Here is a 1,220-nt window from a genome sequence, read left to right on the forward strand (position 1 = left end):
GTCCTATGTAAACTTTATATATATAGGTTATTCATAGTTTAAATAAGATGATTTTTTAATATATTTGTCGAATTATTTATTGTTGCAACATATTAATTAAAGCGAGGTTTATGAGTTATGATTCGGTTAATCGAGGAAACAGATGCAGAACCTTTTTTAGAATTATGTAGAAAGATTGATGAAGAAACGGAATTTATGTTATTTAAGGAAGGGGAGAGAACTACTACAATTGAACAACAAAAAAGTGCTATCAAAAGAATGTCTCAATCTTCTAATTCAGCTATTTTTGTTGCTGAGATTGAAGATGAATTAGTAGGATACTTGATGGCAATTGGTGGTCAACCTAAAAGAATTAGGCATAGTGTTTATATTGTTGTTGGTGTAACTCATGAAAATAGTGGAAAAGGAATTGGAACTAAGTTATTTAAAGAACTTGAAAATTGGGCAAAGACTTTTGGTGTAATCAGATTAGAGTTGACTGTAAGAGTAAATAATACATCAGCCATTTCTTTATATGAGAAATTAGGTTATGAGATTGAGGGCATAAAAAGAGGTTCTTGTGTTGTTGATGGAGATTTAGTTGATAGTTATTATATGTCTAAGATTTTAAATGTATAGGTTTTACTTCTGATAACGAATCTTATGTTATCAACGCTTACAATAAGATAACAAAATGTAGAAAAGTAAAAATTTCGTTTAGGGGGTACCCCAAGATCTTAGCTTGATGGTCATGTGGTACTACCCCTATGTGAAATGTAGTAATTATTATTGTACTTGGACACAATTCATTTACTACAGTATTAAGTATATCACTTACATCATGTATCTTTTATAAAGAAGTATGTCGAATTCAAGAATATTAGTTTTTTATATGAAAAAGAAATATATAACCTTGAAATTAAAGTCTTTGCAATTGTTCATATTTTTATTTCATATAAAACTTTCTAAATACAGATGAAATGATAAGTATAGAATCATTTCATCTGTATTACAATAACTATGAGCTTTCTTCTTTTGTTAGGTGACTATGTTTTTTCGAATAAACAAAGTATACAACTACTCCAATTGCTAACCAAACACCAAAGTACACCCATGTTGTTAACGGTAAATTTAGCATTAAGAATAAACAGCAAACAATTGAAATGATCGGCAAAATTGGTACAAGTGGTACCATAAATCCACGCTGTAATTTCGGATGTGTTTTACGAAGGATGATAACT

Annotated in this window: 2 protein-coding genes; one reads left to right on the forward strand and one right to left on the reverse strand. The window is 29.2% G+C overall.

Features of this window, described 5'->3' with window-relative positions; genetic code table 11:
* The first annotated feature begins 117 nt into the window (after positions 1-117).
* The gene (locus BPMYX0001_RS24640) at positions 118-618 is read left to right on the forward strand and encodes a GNAT family N-acetyltransferase (protein ID WP_006096908.1); all 501 of its coding nucleotides are present in this window, start codon (positions 118-120) and stop codon (positions 616-618) included.
* A gap of 379 nt (positions 619-997) precedes the next feature.
* Here the strand turns inward: BPMYX0001_RS24640 and BPMYX0001_RS24645 are convergent.
* Positions 998-1,220: amino acid permease C-terminal domain-containing protein (locus BPMYX0001_RS24645; protein ID WP_279626197.1), on the reverse strand; the 223-nt coding region annotated here is incomplete at its 5' end.

Source organism: Bacillus pseudomycoides DSM 12442 (genome assembly GCF_000161455.1).
Taxonomy (GTDB): Bacteria; Bacillota; Bacilli; order Bacillales; family Bacillaceae_G; genus Bacillus_A; species Bacillus_A pseudomycoides.

Bases quoted from the DNA above. Each gene is read 5' to 3' on its own strand.
- BPMYX0001_RS24640 (WP_006096908.1), top strand. From the start codon at position 118: ATGATTCGGTTAATCGAGGAAACAGATGCAGAACCTTTTTTAGAATTA.